The sequence below is a fragment of the Novosphingobium sp. B1 genome (assembly GCF_900176395.1).
GTDB lineage: Bacteria > Pseudomonadota > Alphaproteobacteria > Sphingomonadales > Sphingomonadaceae > Novosphingobium.
In genome coordinates, this window is sequence record NZ_FWXL01000002.1 from 76,984 (window position 1) to 98,891 (window position 21,908).

Sequence of the window (21,908 nt, forward strand, 5' to 3'; positions counted from 1 at the left end):
GGCAAGCGGCCTACTCGCTGCACATGAAAATTGCATCCTTACGTACAAAAGGATGTGCTTTGCGTCACATAGGCGAAACATCCGCCCCCTAATTGCCCTACAGCATCAAAGGCGGGGCAAAATGCGGCATCTTCTTTTCATCACTTCGGCGCTTACATCTTGCGTTCTTCTTCCAAGCCATTCGCTGGCTCAGCAGGGTTATCTTCCGGAAAATGAAGAAAACAACACAGATACCATTGTTGTTACTGCCCAGAAGTTCGAACAAAAGCTTGTTGACGTTCCTATTACTATCTCAGCCGTTACGGGTGACCGTATCCGCGAGCTTGGCGTATCGGATCTCGACGAGCTTTCCGCCTACGTCCCCGGCCTGAACATTCAGGAGCAGAGCGCGAACAATCCGGGCGTTGTGATCCGCGGTATTACTTCGGATTCCGGCTCTGCCCAGCAGGGTCCGCGCGTGACGCTATATTACAACGGCGTGGATATTTCCCGCTCGCGCGGGTCGTATCAGGCGATCTACGATCTCGAACGCGTCGAGGTGATCAAGGGGCCACAAGCCACCCTGTTCGGCACGGCTTCTGCAGTCGGCGCAATCAGCATGGTCTCCAAGCGGCCCGAGCCCGGCTCTTCGGCCTCCATCACTGCAGGTTACGGCAACTATGACCAGACCCTGCTTGGCGGGTCCTTCAATGCAGGCTCCGAAAAGGCCGCCCTGCGCGTTGCCTTCGAATGGCGGACCCGCGATGGCTATGTCGAGAACCTCAGCCCACGGCAGGACAAGGAACTCTACGCGCAGGACCAGTTCGGCCTGCGCGCCTCGGTCAGGCTCAAGCCGACTGATCGAGTGACCGTGGATTTCATCGGGACTTACGATGGCCAACGCAACGGCGGCACGCCATTCATCTCGGGCACTTACGCAACCTCCGCCGGGCCAGCCAATCCGTTCGGAAAGGCCAATCTTGGCGGATCGCCTCTCTCGGCCACAGTGCTCGGCAATGCACAGCTCGGCCTTACGCGTGACGTGTATGACGCAAACTTGACGATCGCGGCAGAGCTTTCGGACTCACTGACCTTCACCACCGTCAATGGCTATCGCGAATTCGACAGCCGCGAAGTCTTTGACGCCGATGGCAGCGCCGCCTGGTATCTGGAATTTGCCGAGAATGCCAAGGGCTGGCAGGCAAGCCACGAGGGCCGTTTCAGCGTGGACACCGAAAGGCTCCGCGCCTCGGCCGGCTGGAACGTGTTCAAGGAAGACAGCACGCAGGCGGTGCCGTTCAGTTCCGAGGAAGGCACATTCCTGCAGTGTGCCGCCAACATCATTCCGGGCCTGGGTTGCGTGAATGCGGCTGGCGTTGTGACTGCCGCGCAGGCAACGGCGCTGGCCTCGCGGGGACTGCTCACGCAGGTGCCCTACTCGTCTGAATTCATCAACGGCGGCATCAATACCGCGTACTCCCTCTTTGCCGATGCCACATTCATCGCTTCACCAGCGCTGGAGCTCACCGCTGGCGGGCGCTATGTCTGGGAGGACCGCAGATCGACTTATTTTGCCCGCGTTCCCCGTCCGGCGCTTAACCCCGCCGCAACGTCGCTCATTCCGGGCCAGGTCGACACTGGTGGGAAGACTTTCACGGCCACAGGAAAGTCCGAAGCTTTCCTGCCGCGCTTCAACATACTGTACCGCCTGTCCGGCAGCGCCAACGTCTTTGCAACAATATCGAAGGGACGGCGATCGCCGGTGGTCCAGCTTTCTGCGGCGCGCGTTGCAGGCGTGCCGCAGCCCAACCTTCAGAACGTGCCGCAGGAAACGGTCTGGAACTACGAAGTTGGTCTGAAGGGTGCGGCAGGCGCGGTCTCCGGTTCGCTTGGCGTCTATTACCAGAAGTACGATGGTTTTCAGGTCAGCGTCCAGCAAGGCAACGGGACCACTGTGACGCAGAGCGCCGGCAAGGCAAGCAACCTTGGCGTCGAAGCCGAAATCGCAATCAAGGCCTCGAACTGGCTGCGCCTGTTCGGAAACATCGGCTACATCGACGGCGGGATCGACAAGAACAACAGCTTCGCGCCGGCATTTTCGGGCGCACGCTTCCGCCTGCAGCCAGAATGGCAGGCAGCGGGCGGCTTCACCATCGATGCCCCGGTGGGCGATGGCGCCAAGCTGTTCGTCACGCCCTCGGTCACCTATCGCAGCAAGATCTTCTTCGAACTGCCCAACCGAGATCTGCTTTCGCAGGGACCGGTCACGCTTGTCAACGTGCGCGGGGGCGTCTCGTTTGCGGATGGCAGGTACGAACTTTCCGCCTTCATGCGCAACGTGACTGGCAAGGACTACCTGCTTGATGCCGGTAACACCGGTGGCGCATTCGGCATTCCCACATTCATTCCGGGCGAACCGCGCTTTTATGGTGCAGCCCTCACCGCCCGCTTCTAAGCCAACGTGAACGATGACAAGGATGCCAAGCCGATGACCTTCTCGATCAACCGCCGGGGCCTGCTCGCCGCTTTTGGATCGGGTGCCGGCATCGGTCTGGCTCCGGTTGCCGGTGCCGCGCCCTTGGTGACGAGTGCTGCGTTCCTGCACGGCGTGGCCAGTGGTGATCCGTCTGCCGATGGCGCCATTATCTGGACGCGTGCGACCGTGCCCGTCGGCAAGAGCGGCGATGTGCCGTTGACATGGCACGTGGCGCGCTCGGCATCTGGCAAACCGGTCAAGTCCGGCACGGTCACTGCGACGGCCGCCGCCGATAACACGGCGAAAGTCGACGTCTCCGGCCTCTCCCCGGCGACCGAATACTGGTACTGGTTCCAGTCAGGTGACGGCAAGACCACCCCAAAGGGGCGCTTCCGGACGCTGCCGACCGGCAAGACCGACCAGCTCGTCATCGCCTTGGCGACATGCCAGTTGTATCCGGGCGGCTTCTTCAACGCCTATGAGGACATGGCGAAGCTGAAGAGGCTCGATGCCGTCGTGCATCTGGGCGACTATATCTACGAATATGGTGCCGATGGTTACGGGGCCGAGACCGGCAAGAAGACGGGCCGCTTGCCCGACCCATCTCACGAGATTGTCACCCTCGATGATTATCGGCGGCGGCATGCCCAGGTGAAGGCCGACCCGCAGATGCAGATGGCCCACGCCCGGGCCGCGTTCATCTGCGTGTGGGACGATCACGAAGTTGCCAATGACTCATGGATTGGCGGCGCTGAAAACCACGACCCTGCTCGCGAAGGCGACTGGCGCGCACGCAAGGCGGCGGCATTGCAGGCCTATTTCGAATGGATGCCGATCCGCGCCCCCCGGAACGCAGATGAACCGGCAGCGATCTACCGCAGCTTCGAGTTCGGTGATCTTGCCACCCTGGCGATGGTCGAAACGCGGTTGCTGGCCCGATCGCCGCAGATTGCATCCAAGGGGACGGCACCAGACGCGGCCGAAGTGGCGGAAATGCTTGCCGCGCGGCAGGATCCGTCGCGCGAATTGCTTGGCGCGCAGCAGATGAAATGGCTCGAAGGCGTGCTTGCCGGTTCGGTGAAGGCGGGCAAGCCGTGGCAGATGCTTGGCAATCAGGTGGTCATGGCCCGCGTCCCCGGTCCGGATCTGCGCAAGGCTGTGGGCGATGAAGCCTACGAAGCGATGGTCGCGCGGCTACCCGAAAGCTACCGCACGCTTATTGCAAAGGCCCAGATTGCCTACGCGCAGGGTTTGCCATTCAATCTCGATGCCTGGGACGGCTACCCGGTAGCGCGTGAGCGGCTCTATGCCATGCTGCGTCGTGTCGGTGCCAATCCCCTCGCCTTCGCCGGCGACAGCCACGCTGCCTGGGCCAACAATCTTCACGATGACAGCGGGCTGCGCATCGGTACAGAATTCGGCACCACGGCGATCACCAGCCCGTCCTATGGTTCGCTGCTGCCAGGGCTGGGCAAGATCATCGCCCAGCAAAGCCCCGAAGTTGCCTTCTGCGATCAGGACCTGAAGGGCTACACGATCGTTACCCTGAGCCCGGAGACAGCAACGGCAGAGTTCGTGACCGTTTCGACGGTCACGTCACGCCAGTTCACCCGGGGCATCGCCGCAAGGTACGAGGCACGCAAGGGAACTCTGCGCGCAATCGCGTAGGGTTCGCACCAAATGCGCCCCTGCCTCAAGCTTCGCCAATCGCGGGGCCAGCGTCCCGGTTGGCCGAATAGGCAAGCTTTGCCGGGAGCGTGAGACGGATCTCGGTGCCGAAGCCCTTGGCACTTTCCACGCGGAGCTTCCCGCCGACGGAAACCATGCGCTCGCGCATTCCGAGAATCCCGAAGTGCCCCTTGGGCGACCCACTGGCCAGGGTCTCGGCATCCATCCCGATGCCGTTGTCCCGGACGAAGGCATCGAATTCCCAGCGACCGTAACGCACGCCCACTTCTATGCGGCTCGCCTGCGAATGGCAGGCCGCATTGTTCAACGCCTCACCCACCACGGCAAGGATATCGTCCATGATGCCCGATGCGATCGGGCGCGGTGGGCGTTGCACGACAAGCGGGGCAATCAGATCCTGCGGATATATCTCATTGTGCATGAGCCTTGCGAGTTCCTTGTGAAAATCGCGGACGCGGGTACGGCGCAAACCGGTGACGCGTTCACGGCCTTCGACCAGCATCTCCTCGGCCCGGTCCAGTGCCGGCAAAAGCACCGCTTGCGCTGAAGGATCGTCGGCATAGCGATCGGCCACAGCCTGGAAGCGCAGGACCAGACCCTGGACCCCCTGAATCATCGTGTCGTGCAATTCTCGGGCTATGCGCTCGCGTTCGGCCGTGCGGGCCATCATGCTGGTGCGGATGCGAGCCGCGACCTGTCGCAGGCGCATTTCGTAAAGCCCATAAAGGGCTGCGGCGACGGCCAGCACGGCAGTGACGCGAAACCACCAGGTCTGGTGGAAGGCCCGCTCGATATGGAACTTTGCAGCCGCCGGGACTGTGCTCCAGACCCCGTCCTCGTTGGCTGCCATCACTTCGAAACGATATTCCCCCGGCCCAAGGTTGGCAAAGGCGGCTGTGCGCTGCGAGGATTCCAGCCACGGACCGGTCCCCCCGACCAGACGTTACCGGAATCGCACACGCTCGGGCACGGCGAGCGAGGTTGCCGTGTAGTCGATCTCGACGCGCGATGTGCCCTCCGGCAGGCTGGCCCCGGCGGCGAAGCGTTGGTCGGGGCCCGTGCGAATGCGCAATACCTCGACGGTGGGCGGCAGGGTGTTGAGGCTGATTTTGCCTGGATCGATGCTGGATATATTGCCGCGCGTGGCAAACCATATTCGACCATCGCCGCCGGCCACGATCTGCGCGCCTGACGATTTCTGGGCGAAGCTAGCCAGTCCGTCGCGGAAATCGAAAAGCCGGTAGGGTACACTCACGCCCGGGTGCGCCAGTGCGCGCTTCAACTGCGGCAATGGCATGCTGACCAGACCAGTATCGCCTATCATCCAGACGGTCCCGGCAGCGCTTTGGGTCATGCCATTTATCGAACCGGCCCAGGGATAGCGTGCCGGTTCGAGCAAGGGCTGCCCAGCGAGAAAAGGCGCAGCAAGACCGGCAGCGCCGCTCAACAGGACCGTGCCATCCACGGCTAGTATGCCCTCGACGATGCCGCGCGGCATTTGCCTGTCGGTCAGCGCAACGAATTGGGTATCCGCCAGCGGGGGCGCTGAGCCCCGAAACTGGATCGCCGCGCGTCCGTCAGCGAGGATGACGACATTGCCGGGGAGCGCGCCCGGACCCGTCGAGCCGGCGACGACATGCGCCTTCCCCCCATGCAAGACCCACAGACCTTTCTGCAGCGCCGGCAGCCACAGGCGCCCACTCCGATCCTCGCCGCACGAATTTGGCGCGAAGCTATCGGGCACAGGATAAGGCCGACTGCGACCGTCGCTGGTCATCAGGATTGCCCGCCCACGTTCGACGATCCACAGGCCTCCGCTATTGGCCGCGCAGATTGCCTCGATCAGGCCTGCGCCATGCGCGACGCGGACAGGATCTTTCCCGCTTGCGACGCGGAAGAGATCATGATCATCGGCAATGAAGACCGTCCCATCACGTGTTGCGGCAAGCATGTGATTTGCCGAGGCGTTAGCCACTATTCCCGGCGCAGCGATAATAGGAACGCGGCGGAGCATGTTGAGGCCCATCTCGCCCCCGATCCAGATGTTGCCTTCGCGGTCCTCGAACAAGGCTCGAACCGGGTTGGACAACAGACCCCCGCGCGTATCCAGCCCAAGCACCGTCGCCCGCCCAGTCTTACTGAGGCTTGGGACGCGAACGACGCCGTTGCTCCAGGTCGCGCCCCAGAAGTCTCCATGCCTGTCGAACAGCGTACGGATCGCAAACGGGGTGGCGAATTCGGTTCCTCCCCTTATCAGAACATCGTCCCGGGCAATCAGGCGGGTTCTCGTCTTCTCGGTAAGCCAGATCGCTCCATCGGAGGCCTGCGCGAGCGTCGCGCGGGGCACGGTGGGGATGCCGGTCGGTTCGAACCGCTGCGCGTGCGGCCTTTTGCGATAGACCCCGCTTTCGGTGGTCAGCCAAATGGTACCGTCCTTGGCGAACAGCGGATTCCACGCTGGCTCCTGCGGAAGGCCGGATGTCTCGTCAAATTCGGTCCATCGCCCTGCGGACCATCGTGCCAGCGAACGTGTTCCACGCCCCCCGCGCGTAACCCAGATGGCACCATCCGGGCCTTGCGCTAGATCGTTCACCTCGCGCGAGGGGTTGGGCATGCCCGCATCGCGCAGGCGTCCGGCGCGCCAGATCATCACGCCCCTGCTGCGGGCAAGGCCAATCCACATCGTGCCATCGCGTGCCGCGAGCAAGCGGGCGACGACCAGACGGTCAGGTCTGCTTGGGCCTGGGCCGATTCGCTCGAAGGTGCGTCCGTCAAACCGGGTCAGACCTTCCACACCCCCGATCCACAAGAAGCCATCGGCTGACTGGGCGATGGCATTTATGCGGCTGGGCGCGCCTTCTTCAAGCGACCAGTGCCGGAGTTTGAAACCACGCAGCGCCCGCCCGCCATCTTCCGCGTCGACCGTGGCAAGGGCGGGCAGGAAAGACGTGGGGGCAAGCGCCAGGATGAGGGCTGCCGCAGCTACGAGGCGCGCGACATATCTTCTGATCAGGTCAAAGTTCAATGATGCCCCGCTTTGCAGCGGTGGTAACGGCATGGGTACGGTCGCTTACGCGCAGCTTGCCGAAGATGCTCTTGATATTGGACTTGATCGTCTCTTCGGCGACGCCAAGCTTCCAAGCGACCTGCTTGTTGGAATGACCGCCGGCAATCATCTGCAGCACCTCAACCTCACGCGGGGACAACGAATCCTCGATGGCATGCAGCGCGATGTCCTGGGCCACATCGGGGTGGAGATGCCGCTGTCCGCGATGTACGGCGCGAATCGCGTCAAGCAGTTCGCGGCGCAGACTGGACTTCAGCAGGAAGCCTGCGGCACCCGCGCGCATCGCTTCGAGCGCCTTGGCGTCACCCGAATAGGTGGTCAGCACGATGATGTGCGCGTCCGGGTGTGCAGCCCGGATCTTCTCGATCGCCTCGACGCCGTTCATTTCGGGCATGCGCAAATCCATCAGCACGACATCGGGGCGGAGCGCTTCGTAAAGGGCGATTGCCTGAAGGCCTGTTGCGGCTTCTCCGGCCACTTCCATGTCCTTCTGCATCGAGATGATCGCGCTGACGCCTTCACGCAGGATGGGATGATCGTCCGCAACGAGGATGCGGATCAGGTCAGCGTTCCCCGCCGGCATTTTGAATGTAATCCCCAATCAGTGTTGCCCGATGCCTTCCGACGCTCGGGAAAGTGCTTGCCACGCTCTGCAGAATACCACGAACCGGTGGGGGTTTACAGCCACCCGAAAGCGGGCCGGAGGTTCCCTCGACCGGGTGTATCGTGAAGGTCCGATGCGGATCATCCTTGTGGCGTAACAGGGGGAACGGACATGGCCGCAGACGCCGCGCATCCACGCATTACATTGGAACGACGCGATTTTCTTGCCGCGGGTTCGCTGGCAGCGGCATTGGCAACCATGCCCTCGCTTGCACTTTCCAAGGACACTCTTGCTTCAGGAGAACGCCGGATGGCTACGATCACCACCAAGGACGGGACGCAGATCTTCTACAAGGACTGGGGGCCGAAGGACGCGCCGGCCATCATGTTCCACCACGGCTGGCCGCTGACGGCGGACGACTGGGACAACCAGATGATGTTCTTCCTGCAAGCCGGTTATCGCGTGATCGCGCACGACCGTCGCGGGCATGGTCGTTCGACACAGACCTTTTCCGGCAACGAGATGGACACCTATGCAGCCGACGTCGCCGAGCTGACCGATCATCTTGATCTTCGCGGCGCGATTCATATCGGCCATTCCACGGGCGGCGGCGAGGTAGCGCGCTACGTCGCTCGGGCGCGTCCGGGGCGGGTCTCCAAGGCCGTCCTGATCGGCTCGGTTACTCCGCTGATGCTGAAGACGGCCGCCAATCCCGATGGTCTGCCGATCGAATTCTTCGACGGGTTCCGGGCCGCACACATTGCCAACCGCTCGCAGCTTTATCGCGATGTCCCGAGCGGACCGTTTTACGGCTTCAATCGGCCCGATGTGAAAATCAGCCAAGGCTTGATCGACAACTGGTTTCGCCAGGGAATGGCGGGCGGTGCCAAACCGCTTTACGACTGCATCAAGGCTTTCTCGGAGACCGACTTCTCCGACGATCTCAAGGCGATCACCGTGCCGGTGCTGCTGCAACACGGCGAGGATGACCAGGTTGTCCCGATCGGCCCTTCTGCCCATGCGGCAATCAAGCTGCTCAAGAAGGGGACGCTCAAGACCTACCCAGGACTGTCGCACGGCATGGCATCTACCCACCCTGAGGTGATCAACGCCGACATCCTGGCTTTCATCAAGGCTTGAGGCAATGAGCTTCACCAGCCGCATCGATCTTTCGGAAAACGTACGCAAGCAGGCCTGCGGATTGCTGCAGGCCCGCCTGTCGGATGCTCTCGATCTGGAAGCGCAGGCCAAGCAAGCGCACTGGAACGTCAAGGGACCGCATTTCCTGCAACTACACCAGTTGTTCGACGCCGTGCACGACGAGATCGAGCAGTTCGTCGATCTGCTGGCCGAGCGCATCACCACTCTGGGGCATGTCGCCGATGGGCGCGTGGCAACCACCGCCGCAGCGACCACGCTCTATGGCTATCCTCTGGAGGCCGCTGGCGGCGAGGCGCACCTCAAGGCGCTGGCCGCCAGCCTCGGCGCGTTCGGCAAGGCCGTGCGCGAGGCAATCGATCAAGCGAGCGTGATTGGCGATGCCGACACGGCGGACCTGTTCACACAGGTCTCGCGCGAGACCGACAAGCAGCTCTGGTTCCTCGAAGCGCACCTGCTGGCGCACTGATCCCGCAAATACCCTCAGGAGAAATTCCATGTCCTTCCGATCCCAGAAGCTGATCAACGCCGACGACACGCTGTTCATCTTCATCGATCACCAGCCGCAGATGGCGTTTGGTGTGACGAGCATCGACCGCCAGTCCCTCAAGAATAACACCGTGGCATTGGCCAAGGCCGCCAAGCTGTTTGGCGTGCCGATCATCTTGACAGCGGTGGAGACCGAAAGCTTCTCGGGCTACATCTGGCCAGAACTGCTCGACGTGGTTCAGCAGAAGCCGATCGAGCGCACCTCGATGAATTCGTGGGATTCAGAGGAACTCGTCGCGCAGGTGAAGGCGAGCGGCAAGAAGAAGCTCGTCATCGCCGCGTTGTGGACCGAGGCCTGCCTGCTGTTCCCCACGCTTTGCGCGATCGAGGAAGGGTTTGAGATCTACTTCGTTACCGATGCTTTAGGCGGCACTTCGCTAGAAGCGCACGAAGCAGCGATCCGGCGCATGGAACAGGCCGGTGCCCATCCCCTGACCACGATCAATGCCTTGCTCGAACTCCAGCGCGACTGGGCGCATCGCGATACATACAACGGCGTGATGGATATCGTGCGGGAGCACTTCGGCGCTTACGGCATGGGCGTCGACTATGCCTATACCATGGTCCACAAGGCCCCGCAGCGTGGCACTTTCCCGCACGAGGCACCGCAGCCTGAAGGCCAATGATCTCCTGTTGGCCAAATCGGAAGCCTCCTGCCCATGAAACCCTATCTCGCCGCTCTTGGCATCGGACTGCTGGTCGGTGCCCTCTACAGCCTGCTTGGTACGCGATCGCCCGCCCCTCCCGCGGTCGCGCTACTCGGCTTGCTTGGCATGCTGCTGGGCGAACAGGCCGTGCCGCTGGCGAAACGGGTGATCCATGGACAGGAGGTCGCCTCGTTCTGGAAAAGCAGCTGTGCCGAGCGGGTAACGGGCCTGCCCCCCGTCCCGGATGACGCGACATGAACGCGAACCGCCGCGAGACTCTGGTCGGCGCGCTGGGTGCCTCGGCCTTATCCCTGCTCCCCGGCCTTGCCCGCGCCGCCGACAGAAAGCCCAAGTCAATGCGCGACGACCTGATCATCGTGAACGCCCTCGTCACCACGCTCGACCGCGAGAACCCCCGTGCCGCAGCCGTGGCGATCCGTCACGGGCGCTTTCTAACGGTAGGTTCCGAACAGGAAGTGCGCGCAGCGTCGCCTGATGCGACTGTGATCGACGCCGGGGGCCGGCGTATGATCCCCGGACTTATCGACAGCCATATGCACATCATCCGCGGCGGGCTGAACTTCAACATGGAACTGCGCTGGGACGGCGTCCCGACCCTGGCCGACGCGATGGCGATGCTGAAAGCGCAGGTGGACCGGACGCCAGCACCGCAATGGGTGCGCGTAGTCGGAGGCTTTACCGAACACCAGTTCGCCGAGAAGCGCCTGCCCACGCTCGCAGAACTGAATGCGGTTGCGCCCGATACGCCGGTGTTCATCCTCCACCTTTACGACCGTGCATTACTCAATGCCGCGGCGCTGCGCGTGGTGGGATATGGCAAGGACACGCCCAATCCTCCCGGCGGAGAGATCGTCCGCGATTCAGCCGGCAACCCCACGGGGTTGCTGCTGGCGCAACCCAACGCGACCATCCTCTATTCGACGCTGGCCAAGGGGCCGAAGCTGCCCGAGGATTACCAGATCAACTCCACCCGCCACTTCATGCGCGAGGTCAATTCGCTGGGCGTGACCAGCGTGATCGATGCCGGCGGCGGTTTCCAGAACTATCCTGACGATTACCACGTGATCGAGAAGCTGCACGATGATGGTCAACTGACCGTGCGCATCAGCTACAACCTATTCACCCAAAAGCCGAAAGAGGAACTTGCCGACTTTGCGGGCTGGGTGAAGCAGGTCACGCCGGGGCAGGGCGACGACAGCTATCGCCACAACGGGGCGGGCGAAATGCTGGTCTATTCGGCGGCCGACTTCGAGGATTTTCGCGTGGCGCGGCCCGACATGCCGCCGTCGATGGAAGGTGATCTCGAGCCGGTGATCCGCCTGCTGGCCGAGAACCGCTGGCCGTGGCGCCTGCACGCGACCTATGACGAGACGATCGGGCGAGCGCTCGACGTCTACGAGACGGTCAACCGCGACGTGCCGCTGGCCGGCATCAACTGGTTCTTCGACCACGCCGAGACCATCAGCGAACGCAATATCGACCGCATCGCCGCTTTGGGTGGAGGCATCGCGGTACAGCACCGCATGGCCTATCAGGGCGAATACTTCGTCGAGCGATATGGTGCTCGCGCCGCCGAACGCACCCCGCCGATCGCGCGTATGCTCGCGGCGGGCATTCCGGTCGGAGCAGGCACGGATGCCACCCGCGTGGCGAGCTACAATCCCTGGGTATCGCTCTCTTGGCTCGTCACTGGACGCACGATCGGCGGCCTTTCGCTCTACCCCGGCGCGAACCGGGTGAGCCGCGAGAAGGCGCTGGCGATGTGGACGCACGAGAATACCTGGTTTTCCAGCGAGGTTGGCAAGAAGGGGCAGATCAAGGCCGGGCAACTGGCCGACTGTGCATTGCTCTCGGCCGATTACTTCGCCGTGCCAGAGCACGACATCCCGCATATTCGTCCGTGCTTACTTTGCTCGGCGGCGAGGTCGTGCATGGGGAAGGCGATTTCGGCCCGATTGCCCCCGCACTTCCGGCGCCCATGCCTGATTGGTCCCCGGTGCGCATGTTCGGCGGCTATTACCGTGAACCGGAAACGGCGGCGAAGATGGCCAGCGCCTGCGGCTGCGCTTCGGCTTGCGGGGTTCACGGCCATGACCACGCCTCCGCCCTGGGTGCGAGCGTTTCAGCAGGCGACGTCCAGAGCTTCTGGGGTGCGCTTGGTTGCGGTTGCTGGGCAGTCTGATGCGATGAGAGATGCCGAGCCACGCCTTGTCCATGTGGTGCTCGATTGGCCGCCGACGTGGTTTCTTGCCCGTCTCCTGCTGGTCGGCGCCTACATGATCGGCGGCCTTGCAAAGCTGACCGACTGGAACGCTGCGGTGGCCGAGCAGGCGCACTTCGCGATGAGCCCTCCTGCGCTGTGGGCCGGACTGACCATCGCGGTAGAGATCATCGGTCCAATGCTGATCCTGCTGGGGCGGTTGGTCTGGCTTGGCGCAGGTATGCTTGGGGTATTCACCCTGCTCGCCGCGTTCGTCGCAAATCCTTTCTGGCAGATGGCCGGACAAGCGCGGTTCGCTGCGACCAACGCCTTCTTTGAACATGTCGGGCTTGTCGGCGGCTTCATCCTCGCGGCCTTGGTGGCCGAACATGCGCGAAGAACCGGACGGCCCTGATCGGCCTCGACAATCGCACTTCGGGCCCGCCGTGGAGAGATTATGGAGCAAGGCGTACCACTGAAGACTCCGGCGCCGCTGTTCCGGTTGCTTCTGATCCTTTCTGCCACCACCGGAATGGTCGATGCTGCCAGCATCCTTGGCATGGACAAGGTTTTTACAGCCAACATGACCGGCAATGTCGTGTTCCTCGCCTTCGCAGTGAGCGGTGCAGCGGGCTTTCACCCGCTTCATTACATCGTGGCACTGGCAGCGTTCATGGCCGGCGCAGCGATTGCCGGTCGTCTGTGGCGAAGCGATAGCGCGCCACGGCTCAATCACTGGCTGGTACGTGCAGCCGCGATCGAAAGCGGCCTGTTGTTCCTCGGCGGGATTATCTCCATCCTGGCATGGCAGTCCGGCATCGCGCCCGCCGATGTGATCTTGCTTACCATCGCCCTGACTGCCGGTGCCATGGGCTTTCGCAATGCGGTGGTCCGCGCTCTAAAGGTCCCGGACCTGACGACGACCGTGCTGACGCTGACGATCACCGGTATCGCAGCCGACTCCCAGATGGCGTCACGAACGGGTATGAACCTCCCCGCGCGACTGGGTGCTGTTGGCGCAATCTTCAGCGGGGCCGTCGTGGGGGCATTGATCTTCGGCTGGCTAGGCCTTGGCGCAACGCTGCTGTCCACCGGGGCGCTGGTGCTGGTGGCTACGCTGGTCTTCGTGCGACACCCGCAGATTGCAGAAATGCAGCGCAAGTGATCCGATGCGCAGCCCTCTTGACGGCAAGCTTGGGGATGGCGCTTCCCGCGCTTGCACAAGAGCCGGCCCGCACGAACCTGCGCTATGACGAGAATTGGTCGGCCCAGCCAGCCGGGCCAAAAAACCTGCCGGTCGATAGCAAAGGACACGTTCGCCTGACCATCGGCGTGGAATTGCGGGCCAGACGGGAAAGCTACGCCGATCCGTTGTGGGGTGATGCCGCCGACGATGGCTACCTGTGGCTACGTGCGATGCCGTTTGCCGATCTCCACGCCGGCCCGGTGCGTGCCTTCATCCAGCCGATATTCGCCATTGCGCGGGGTGTCGGCGGTGGCAACGGTCCTGCTGACCAGACAGGCCTGGATCTCATGCAGGGCTTTGCGGACGCTCGGCTCGTGTCTGGTGAACGCGACGATCTGACCTTGCGTGCCGGTCGCGCACTGGTGGCGTTGGGATCGGAGCGGTTGGTCGGCCTGCGTTATGGGCCAAATGTCCCGCAACCGTTCGATGGATTACGTCTTGTCTGGAAGCATGGACCATTCAAGGCTGACCTGCTCGACCTGCGCGCTGTGAACACGAAGCCGGGCGACTTCAACGATCGCAGTTCAGATCGGCGGCGGTTGCGCGCCGTCTATGCAACGATTGCAACCCGGAAAGCCGGATCGTTCGATCTGTACTGGATCGGTTTCCGCAATCGCACTGCCCGCTTCGGCGGCCTCGGTGGCGACGAGCGGCGCGAGACGTTCGGGTTTCGCATATTCGGCGAAAAAACGGTAGGCCGCAGTGCACGCATGAATTGGAACTGGGAAACCATGATCCAGCGCGGAAGCTTTGCGGGCCAGTCGGTCAGGGCATGGTCGCAGGCAACCGAGACATCACTGGCGTTTACCGACACAGCGCTGTCGCCCCGTGTGCGTCTTCGCGCAAATTACGCCAGCGGCGATGCCGATAACCGCGATGACAAGGTCGGTACTTTCAATGCGCTGTTTCCGAAAGGCCGCTATTTCGGCGAACTCACACCCTTGGGGCCGCGTAACATCATCAACCTGCATCCCAGTATCGACATCGCACCTTCGAAATCGGTCAATGTCGAGCTGTCCGTCACCGCGTTCTGGCGCGCGTCGACCGGCGACGGAATATATGACGTGCCGGGCCAACTTATACGTTCGGCGGGGAACTCCCGCGCCAGGCATATCGGAAATCAAGTGGAACTGGGCGTGTCGTGGCAGGCAACACAAACGATCGCCCTGTCCGGCTCTATCGCCAGGTTCGGCAGCGGGCGCTTCCTGCGCGAGACCGGGAGCACGGATCCGATCTACATGGCCGGATTGGAAGCCGCCTACAAGTTCTGACACCACGATACTCTTGCGCTCGGCTCGACCTGCGCCCTAGAGGGTGCAGATGAACGCATTCGTAGCGCTGCAGCACATCCTCCCGCAACACGCATTGTCCCGTTTGGCCGGTTCATTCGCGGCCAGTCGCAAACCCTGGTTGCGCGACATGCTGATCAGCAGGTTCATCAAGGCTTTCGACGTCGACATGAGGGATGCGGCAAGGGGCGAAGGCGACTTTGCCAGCTTCAACGACTTCTTCACGCGCGAACTGCGTCCCGGCGCCCGTCCGCTGGCCGACGCCGGACAGTTCATCCTCAGCCCGGCAGACGGCACGATCAGCCAGCTTGGAGAGATTACCGGAGGGCGCATGCTTCAGGCCAAGGGCCGCGACTATACCGTGGCCGAACTGCTAGGCGACGGTGGAGAAGAGTGGCGGCGCTTCGATGGCGGCCACTTCATGACCATCTATCTCAGCCCCCGCGATTACCACCGCGTGCACATGCCCGCCGCCGGCGTTCTCAAGTCGACGACCTACGTCCCGGGCAAGCTCTATTCGGTGAACCTTGCCACCGCAGCGGGTGTCGACCGCCTGTTCGCCCGCAACGAGAGGCTGGCTTGCCTGTTCGACGGCGAAGATGGCGCGTTCGCCAGCGTGATGGTCGGCGCAATGATCGTGGCCGGCATCGACACGGTCTGGCCCAACCGCTTCCACACCCACATGAAGCAGCCAGTGAGAGACGATTTCGAAACGGCAGGTCCCTCTCTGAAGGCAGGGGATGAGATGGGCCGATTCTACCTCGGCTCGACTGTGGTCTTGCTCTTCGAACCTGGCCGGATCGCATGGCTGGAAAATCTGAAGGCCGGCGACACGCTGCGCATGGGCCAGGCGATCGCTACTAGGTTGCGGGCCTAGAAAGCGATTTTCCTCAAGGGAAGGCTCAGCGTCACGCGCAGTCCCTTGCCACCTGGGCCATCACCCAGAATAACAGTGCCGCCATGGAGGTGCGCGACGGCCCGGACCAGCGCCAGGCCAAGTCCTGCGCCCCAACCTCCTCTTGCCTCGTCCAGTCTTCCAAACCGGCTGAGCGCCTTTTCGCGAAGGTCGGGGGCAATACCACTACCTTGGTCACTCACCGCAAGAAGCACGGCTTCGGACGCGTGTTGCAGCGACAGCACGATAGGCCCTTCACCATACTTGATGGTATTGTCGAGAAGGTTGCCGATGGCTTGGTTGATCAGCTGGCGATGGATCGGCAGAAGCAGGCTTCGTGGGGCCTCAATCGACAGTGTGCGCCCCTGTTCTTCCAGCACCGGCTCGTAGATCTCACCGATCGTCTCGAGAAGGTGGACGAGATCGGTTTCACGGAAGCTTTCACGCCCCAGCCCCGCCTCTGCCCGCGAAATGCTCAAGGCGGTATCGACCATCGCGAGGACGCGCGCGCTTTCTGCCCTTGCCCTTGCAATCGCATCGGCAGCGTCCTGATCCTCGACAAGCGCCTCGGCCCGGTCGAGCGCTGCAGACAAGCGGGTCAGAGGCGATTTCAGATCATGCGCGAGAAGGTCGGTCGCAATCTTGAGTTCGGCATTGAGTGCCGCCACGCGGTCCAGCGCCTGGTTCACTTCCATGCCGAGAATGGCGAAGGCATCGCCGGAGTCATCAGGCGGAACCCTACGGCCAAGATTGCCGTCTCCGACGCCTCCAAGGGTGATGATCGTGGCCTGCAGCCGGCTTGCGATCTGGCGTGCAGCGACGACCGCAGCAAAAGCTGCAAGCACCACGGCCATTGCTAGCGCTGCGAGGCTGGCGCGCTCTACGATCGCCAGAAACTGCCGGTCGCTTTCCACTACGGTGCCGGCCAGCAGCACGTCTCCGCCTGCAAGCGCTGTCGGCATCACAAGCGTTGCTTCGGCGTGGGCGTGGCCGCGTCTTACCATGTCGAGCGTGCGCGGTGCTCTTCCGGACGTCAGTGGCACCAAAGGGGATTCGATGTTGCCGGCAATGATCTGTCCACGGCTATTGACCAGAGCGAGCACGATGCCGCGCGACAGGCGACGCGACAGGCGTTCGTCTATCGCCTTGGCCAATGTGGACCTGGGATCTGTGGGCGACGCTATCGCAAGAAGGTCATCGCGCAGATTTTCGGCAAGGTTGACGGCCTCGGCGTGATTCTGCTGGCGGACGAGCGCGCCCAGGCCAAGCAGCAGCGCGGCTGCTGCGACCAATTGCAGGAGAAAGACCAGCAGGGCCAACCGGAACGTCGTCGAACGCAGCGGGATCAGGCGCGGCAGCGGAATGGGTCGCAACGCGGCCTTTAGTGCCGAATTCAACGTTCCGCACCGAGGCGATAGCCGGCACCACGCACTGTGTGGAGCAATGGCCGGTCATGCCCTTCGTCGATCTTCTTGCGGAGCCGGCTGACGTGGACATCAATCACGTTGGTCCCGGGATCGAAATGGTAGTCCCACACGCCTTCTAGCAACATCGTCCGCGTGACCACCTGATCGACATGGTGCAGCAGAAATTCGAGGAGGCGGAATTCGCGCGGCTGCAGGTCGATCGTCTGCCCGGCTCGGCGGACCCTGCGGGCGAGCAGGTCCATGTCAAGGTCCGCGCAGGACAGGGTGGTCTGTTGTGCCGGCACGTTCTGGCTGCGCCGGATCAGTAGCCGGATGCGTGCCAGAAGTTCGGCAAACGCGAAGGGCTTTGCGAGATAATCGTCCGATCCGCCAGTCAACCCAGCGATGCGATCCTCTGCAGCCCCAAGGGCTGACAATACGATGACGGGTGTGTGGACGCCCGCTCCGCGCAGGGCCGCCAGTACCGCCATGCCGTCGAGCCCTGGAAGCATGCGATCAAGCACTATGCACTGGTAATCGGCGTCGGTTCCAAGGAAGAGACCGTCTCGACCGTTCGTGGCACGATCGACAAGGAAGCCTTCCTGCTCAAGGCCGCTGGCGATGAAGTCGGCAGTGGACTGGTCGTCCTCGACCAGCAGTATCTTGCTGCTCATGGCCACCGTTATGACAGCCTCTTTGCGGCGCGGCGAGAGGGCGCGCCAAACATTGCCAATATTTCACCTTGCCGCCAGCAGCCTGCAATCGCCCGCGCAATAGCCGTCATTCTGCCGATTTTACGCAGGGAGACTTTCGTTCATGGCCCGACTGCCAGCCATCCTCGCTATCGTGGTGTCCTTGCTTGTGCAGCTGACCCCCGCAAATGCAGCGCCTGCTTTGGGCAACGAATCCATTACCGGCATGTGGATCAACCCGCATCGCTCAGTAGCAGTGCAGAACCAGTTTTGCGGCAATGCCCTGTGCGGCCATGTCGTCTGGGCGAGCCCCGACGCCAAAGCCGATGCGCGTGACAGCGGCATCACCAATCTGGTCGGCACCGACCTGCTGCAGGATTACCGCCCGAGCGGACTTGGCAGCTGGAAAGGGACCGTTTTCGTGCCCGACCTTGGGCGGCTTTTCTCATCCAAAATCGATGTCCTAGCGGCCGACCGCATCAAGATCAGCGGCTGCATCTTCCATGGCCTGATCTGCAAGTCGCAGATCTGGACCCGCATCGGCGCGCTTCCGCAGTGAAAGGGGCAACAATCATGCGCTTCCGTTTTGCGCCCACGGACCGCCTGCGGCGGCTGGGCACCATCGCTGTCGTGATCGCGCTGACGGTGCTGGGTTTTTTCGCACTCGACCGCCTGACGGGCGAGGTGCGATATGCCGACGTGCGCGCATCGGTGCATGATCTGCAGCCCTGGCGGATCGGTGTGGCTTTGTGTCTCACAGCAGCAAGCTACCTTGCGCTCACTTTCTATGATTACATCGCGCTCAATGTCATCGGACGGCCCCTGCCCTGGCGCACAGCTGCCCTCGCATCATTCTCCAGCTACACGCTCAGCCACAACCTCGGGTTCGGACTGCTGACGGGGAGTTCGGCGCGGTATCGCATCTATGTTGCCGCAGGGCTGGATGGGCCGGACGTGGCGCGTGTCGTGGTTCTGGCCGGAGCTACGTTCTGGGCTGCGGTCAGCCTCGTTGCTGCGCTGGCGATGATGCTCGGTCACAGATCCATCCAGGTTGGCCCGCTGATGCTGAGCGGCAATATTCTCCAGTACTCCGGGCTTGCGACGCTTGCTGCCATCGTTCTGCTTGTAATCCTCACCGTCCGGCATTCACGGCCTCTGACATTGTTCGGGATCAGTCTTCCCCTGCCGGGTGCCTCGGCGATTGCATCGCAATTCGCGACCGGGCTCTTCGATCTGGCCTGCGCCAGCGCGGCACTGTTCGTCCTCTTTCCCGGTGCGGACCACCATCTGTTGCCCGTGTTCGTCCTGGCATGGTCGCTCGGCATCGTGGCGGCCCTGATCAGTCATGTTCCCGGCGGTCTCGGGGTGTTCGAGGCGACCGTTCTTGCCGTACTTCCGCAGCAGGACCGCACCAGCGTCTTTGCCGCCCTGATCGCCTACAGGGTGATATATTACCTTCTGCCGCTCGTGCTGGGCGTGTTTCTTCTGGCTTGGCATGAACTCAGCCGGTCGCCACGCCTCGCGAAGGCTTTCGGCGGCCTGCGCGCGGTCATTGCCGATCTCTTGCCCGTGCTGCTGGGAACGGCCACCTTCCTTGCCGGCGCGATGCTGCTGCTTTCTGGCGCCCTGCCGCCAATTGGCTGGCGCATCGGCGCACTGGGCGACGTTTTGCCGCTGGCGGCGATAGAAACCAGTCACGTTGCGGCAAGCATGGTCGGGACGGCGCTGATGCTGGTCGCGCCGGGGCTCTATCGCAGGCTCGATGGTGCATCGGTACTGGCGCGCGTGCTTCTTGTCGGCGGCGTCCTGTTCTCGCTGGGCAAGGGGCTTGACTACGAGGAAGCCGCTGCTTGCGCAGTCGTCGCATTCCTACTGCAACGCGGCCGCCGCCGCTTCGATCGCCGCACCGCGCTGACGGCGCAACCCGTCGGTGCTGGCTGGATCGTGGCTATCGCCATGGCTGCCATCCTCGCCGGGTGGGCAGGCCTGTTTGCCTATCGCCACGTGCCTTACAGCGACGCACTGTGGTGGCGTTTTACGCTGACCGCCGAGGCTCCGCGCTACCTTCGGGCGATGTTGGGCTGCGTCGTCCTGCTCCTGGGCTATGCGACCTGGCGTATGCTCTCGCCCGCTGCCCCTTTGCCGGCGGCACTGCCCCGCGCCGAGGAATGGGAGAAAATCCAGCGCATCCTCGCCCGCGCCGACCGCACCGAGGCGATGCTCGCGATGACCGGAGACAAGCGTTTCCTGATCTCCGAAAGCGGGAAAGCGTTCCTGATGTACCAGGTGGAAGGTGCGACGTGGGTGGTGATGGGTGACCCGGTAGGTGCGACCGAGGATTGGGAAGGTCTGCTGTGGCGCATCCGCGACATGTCACATCGCCAGCAAGGCCGTGTGCTACTATACGAGGCGACCGCGGCTGCCCTGGATATTGCCATCAGCCTTGGCCTCCAGATCGTGAAATATGGAGAAGAAGCGGTCATCGACCTTGCCGACTTCACCATCGACACGCCTGCTCTGCGGTCAGTCCGCAAGTCCGAGCGGGTTGCTGCCCGCGACGGTGCCAGCTTCCGCATAGTCCCGGCCGAGGCCGTCCCTGTGATCCTTGACGATCTGGAGAAGATTTCAAACGAATGGCTCGCCGCGCGCGATGGGCGGGAGAAGAGTTTCAGCCTGGGCTGGTTTGACCGGGTCTACATTCAAAAGACTGATGTAGCCGTGGTCATGTACGAGGGTCGCATCGTCGCCTTTGCGAACCTCTGGCTCACCAAAAGCAGAAGCGAAGCTTCGGTAGACCTGATGCGCCATGCCGAAGATGCACCGCGCGGCACGATGGATTTCCTGTTCGTGAACTTGCTGGATTGGGCGCAACGGCAGGACTATCGCCGCTTCAGCCTGGGCATGGTTCCACTTTCGGGCATCGAGGGACGACGCCTTGCGCCTGCATGGGCACGTGCTGCCGCACTCGTGTTTCGGCATGGCGAACGATTCTACGGCTTTCGCGGCCTGCGCGCCTACAAGGACAAGTTCGCTCCCCAATGGCAGCCGCGCTATCTGGCCGGGCCACAGGGCGTCGCCTTGTTGCAATCGCTGCGTGACGCCTCGCGGCTCATCGGAAAGCACCCGGCCAAGGCCGCGATCATCCCGATACCTGTTTCTGGCAACGTCCCGCCACTCGTCGAGCAAGCGGCATGACGGGGACAATCGTCGCCAAGCGCAGTTCCGGCAGGCGCAGATCTGGCCGGCGCTGGACTACCATTGTGCTGGCGGCTGTCGGCTTTCTGCTCGGCGTTGTTGCCACGGCCCCCCGGCTTGGTTTGCTCGGTTGGCAAGAGCGAGTTGCTTATGCGCCGGATGGGCAGCCCAAGGCGGACGCGATGGTGTTCCTGTCAGGGGACATGGGACTGCATCTGGGCATGAGCGGGAGCATTGCCCGCGGCCTTGCCGCCCAAGGCTATCGCGTTACCGGCGTAAGTTCCCCCGTGGCATTCGCCAGCCGCAAGACCCCCGATCAGGCGCGGCAAATCGTGATCGACGCCATCAGCGCGGCATTGAGCGGCCACGCGCAAAAGGTAGTTCTCGCAGGTCAATCGTTCGGTGCAGACGTGATTGCCTCGGTTCTGCCGCAGCTTCCCGCACAGGTGCGCCAGCACATCGCCGCCGCGATCCTTGTCGTGCCGTCAGACAACGTCCACCTGCGAGCCGATCCGAGCGGTCTTGCCTATCTCGGCCAGCCGGATGCCCGGCCTGCAGCGGCGCTAGGCCGGCTTATCGATCTGCCCCTGACCTGCATCCAGGGCGAGAAGGAGGGTTCCAGTCTGTGCCCGCTCCTGCATGGACCGTCCCAGCGCAGTATCGTGCTGCCCGGCGATCATTACCTCGATCACGATGCGGCAAGGGTCATCGAAACGATGACCGCAGCCATCGCTGCAACGGCACCTGCCCCGCACGTCAATGACAGAAGTGCGGCCCCTGACGGCCGGTCATGAC

At 62.8% G+C, this 21,908-nt stretch carries 18 protein-coding genes and 1 pseudogene; 14 read left to right on the top strand and 5 right to left on the bottom strand.

Annotation, left to right across the window (positions count from 1 at the left end):
* Positions 1 to 121: 121 nt before the first annotated feature.
* Positions 122 to 2,434: a TonB-dependent receptor gene (locus B9A23_RS04015; RefSeq protein ID WP_084277593.1), complete on the top strand. Its 2,313-nt coding sequence runs from the start codon at positions 122 to 124 to the stop codon at positions 2,432 to 2,434.
* Positions 2,435 to 2,440: 6 nt separating this feature from the next.
* Positions 2,441 to 4,123: an alkaline phosphatase D family protein gene (locus B9A23_RS04020; RefSeq protein ID WP_254894972.1), complete on the top strand. Its 1,683-nt coding sequence runs from the start codon at positions 2,441 to 2,443 to the stop codon at positions 4,121 to 4,123.
* 25 nt (positions 4,124 to 4,148) lie between these two features.
* Here B9A23_RS04020 and B9A23_RS04025 read toward each other — a convergent pair whose 3' ends face one another.
* The 3 genes from B9A23_RS04025 to B9A23_RS04035 are packed head-to-tail and all read right to left on the bottom strand — an operon-like array spanning position 4,149 to position 7,794.
* Positions 4,149 to 5,084, bottom strand: a complete 936-nt coding sequence (locus B9A23_RS04025) for an ATP-binding protein (RefSeq protein ID WP_303245899.1) — start codon at positions 5,082 to 5,084, stop codon at positions 4,149 to 4,151.
* 3 nt (positions 5,085 to 5,087) lie between these two features.
* Positions 5,088 to 7,169 (bottom strand): ligand-binding sensor domain-containing protein, encoded by a 2,082-nt coding sequence (locus tag B9A23_RS04030; protein WP_176217877.1) that lies wholly within the window; start codon positions 7,167 to 7,169, stop codon positions 5,088 to 5,090.
* On the bottom strand, positions 7,159 to 7,794 hold the full coding sequence (locus B9A23_RS04035) for a response regulator transcription factor (RefSeq protein WP_084277596.1): 636 nt from the start codon (positions 7,792 to 7,794) through the stop codon (positions 7,159 to 7,161). The genes B9A23_RS04030 and B9A23_RS04035 overlap by 11 nt, the downstream gene beginning before the upstream one ends.
* Positions 7,795 to 8,124: 330 nt before the next feature.
* Here B9A23_RS04035 and B9A23_RS04040 point away from each other — a divergent pair, with 330 nt between their 5' ends.
* From B9A23_RS04040 to asd, 9 genes and pseudogenes are all read left to right on the top strand, one after another.
* Entirely contained in the window at positions 8,125 to 8,955 is an 831-nt protein-coding gene (locus tag B9A23_RS04040) for an alpha/beta fold hydrolase (RefSeq protein ID WP_217806588.1), read from the top strand.
* A 4-nt stretch (positions 8,956 to 8,959) separates the two neighbouring features.
* The gene (dps, locus tag B9A23_RS04045) at positions 8,960 to 9,442 is read left to right on the top strand and encodes a DNA starvation/stationary phase protection protein Dps (protein ID WP_084277598.1); all 483 of its coding nucleotides are present in this window, start codon (positions 8,960 to 8,962) and stop codon (positions 9,440 to 9,442) included.
* A 28-nt stretch (positions 9,443 to 9,470) separates the two neighbouring features.
* Positions 9,471 to 10,148 carry a hydrolase gene (locus B9A23_RS04050; RefSeq protein ID WP_084277599.1) on the top strand — a complete coding sequence of 226 codons (678 nt, stop codon included), beginning with the start codon at positions 9,471 to 9,473 and terminating at the stop codon, positions 10,146 to 10,148.
* A gap of 33 nt (positions 10,149 to 10,181) precedes the next feature.
* Positions 10,182 to 10,427: a DUF1427 family protein gene (locus B9A23_RS04055; RefSeq protein WP_084277600.1), complete on the top strand. Its 246-nt coding sequence runs from the start codon at positions 10,182 to 10,184 to the stop codon at positions 10,425 to 10,427.
* Positions 10,428 to 10,525: 98 nt separating this feature from the next.
* Positions 10,526 to 12,372, top strand: a pseudogene (locus B9A23_RS04060) (amidohydrolase).
* A 4-nt stretch (positions 12,373 to 12,376) separates the two neighbouring features.
* On the top strand, positions 12,377 to 12,805 hold the full coding sequence (locus B9A23_RS04065) for a DoxX family protein (RefSeq protein ID WP_176217878.1): 429 nt from the start codon (positions 12,377 to 12,379) through the stop codon (positions 12,803 to 12,805).
* Positions 12,806 to 12,847: 42 nt separating this feature from the next.
* The gene (locus tag B9A23_RS04070; protein WP_084277602.1) at positions 12,848 to 13,555 is read left to right on the top strand and encodes a YoaK family protein; all 708 of its coding nucleotides are present in this window, start codon (positions 12,848 to 12,850) and stop codon (positions 13,553 to 13,555) included.
* Positions 13,556 to 13,590: 35 nt separating this feature from the next.
* Positions 13,591 to 14,907, top strand: coding sequence for an alginate export family protein (locus tag B9A23_RS04075; RefSeq protein WP_084277603.1), 1,317 nt, complete (start codon positions 13,591 to 13,593; stop codon positions 14,905 to 14,907).
* A 49-nt stretch (positions 14,908 to 14,956) separates the two neighbouring features.
* Positions 14,957 to 15,802, top strand: coding sequence for an archaetidylserine decarboxylase (gene asd, locus B9A23_RS04080; protein WP_084277604.1), 846 nt, complete (start codon positions 14,957 to 14,959; stop codon positions 15,800 to 15,802).
* Here the strand turns inward: asd and B9A23_RS04085 are convergent.
* Together B9A23_RS04085 and B9A23_RS04090 are read right to left on the bottom strand one after the other, a co-directional pair.
* On the bottom strand, positions 15,799 to 17,217 hold the full coding sequence (locus tag B9A23_RS04085; protein ID WP_254894973.1) for a sensor histidine kinase: 1,419 nt from the start codon (positions 17,215 to 17,217) through the stop codon (positions 15,799 to 15,801). The two genes, asd and B9A23_RS04085, sit on opposite strands and share 4 nt — an antisense overlap.
* Positions 17,214 to 17,900, bottom strand: coding sequence for a winged helix-turn-helix domain-containing protein (locus B9A23_RS04090; RefSeq protein WP_084277605.1), 687 nt, complete (start codon positions 17,898 to 17,900; stop codon positions 17,214 to 17,216). Before B9A23_RS04090 ends, B9A23_RS04085 begins: the two co-directional genes overlap by 4 nt.
* 142 nt (positions 17,901 to 18,042) lie before the next feature.
* Here B9A23_RS04090 and B9A23_RS04095 point away from each other — a divergent pair, with 142 nt between their 5' ends.
* From B9A23_RS04095 to B9A23_RS04105, 3 genes are read left to right on the top strand one after another with little or no spacing between them, the layout of a single operon-like run.
* Positions 18,043 to 18,477, top strand: a complete 435-nt coding sequence (locus B9A23_RS04095) for a DUF2147 domain-containing protein (protein ID WP_084277606.1) — start codon at positions 18,043 to 18,045, stop codon at positions 18,475 to 18,477.
* Positions 18,478 to 18,491: 14 nt separating this feature from the next.
* Positions 18,492 to 21,113 (top strand): bifunctional lysylphosphatidylglycerol flippase/synthetase MprF, encoded by a 2,622-nt coding sequence (mprF, locus tag B9A23_RS04100; RefSeq protein ID WP_084277607.1) that lies wholly within the window; start codon positions 18,492 to 18,494, stop codon positions 21,111 to 21,113.
* Positions 21,110 to 21,907 (top strand): AcvB/VirJ family lysyl-phosphatidylglycerol hydrolase, encoded by a 798-nt coding sequence (locus B9A23_RS04105; RefSeq protein ID WP_084277608.1) that lies wholly within the window; start codon positions 21,110 to 21,112, stop codon positions 21,905 to 21,907. Before mprF ends, B9A23_RS04105 begins: the two co-directional genes overlap by 4 nt.
* Position 21,908 lies beyond the last annotated feature (1 nt).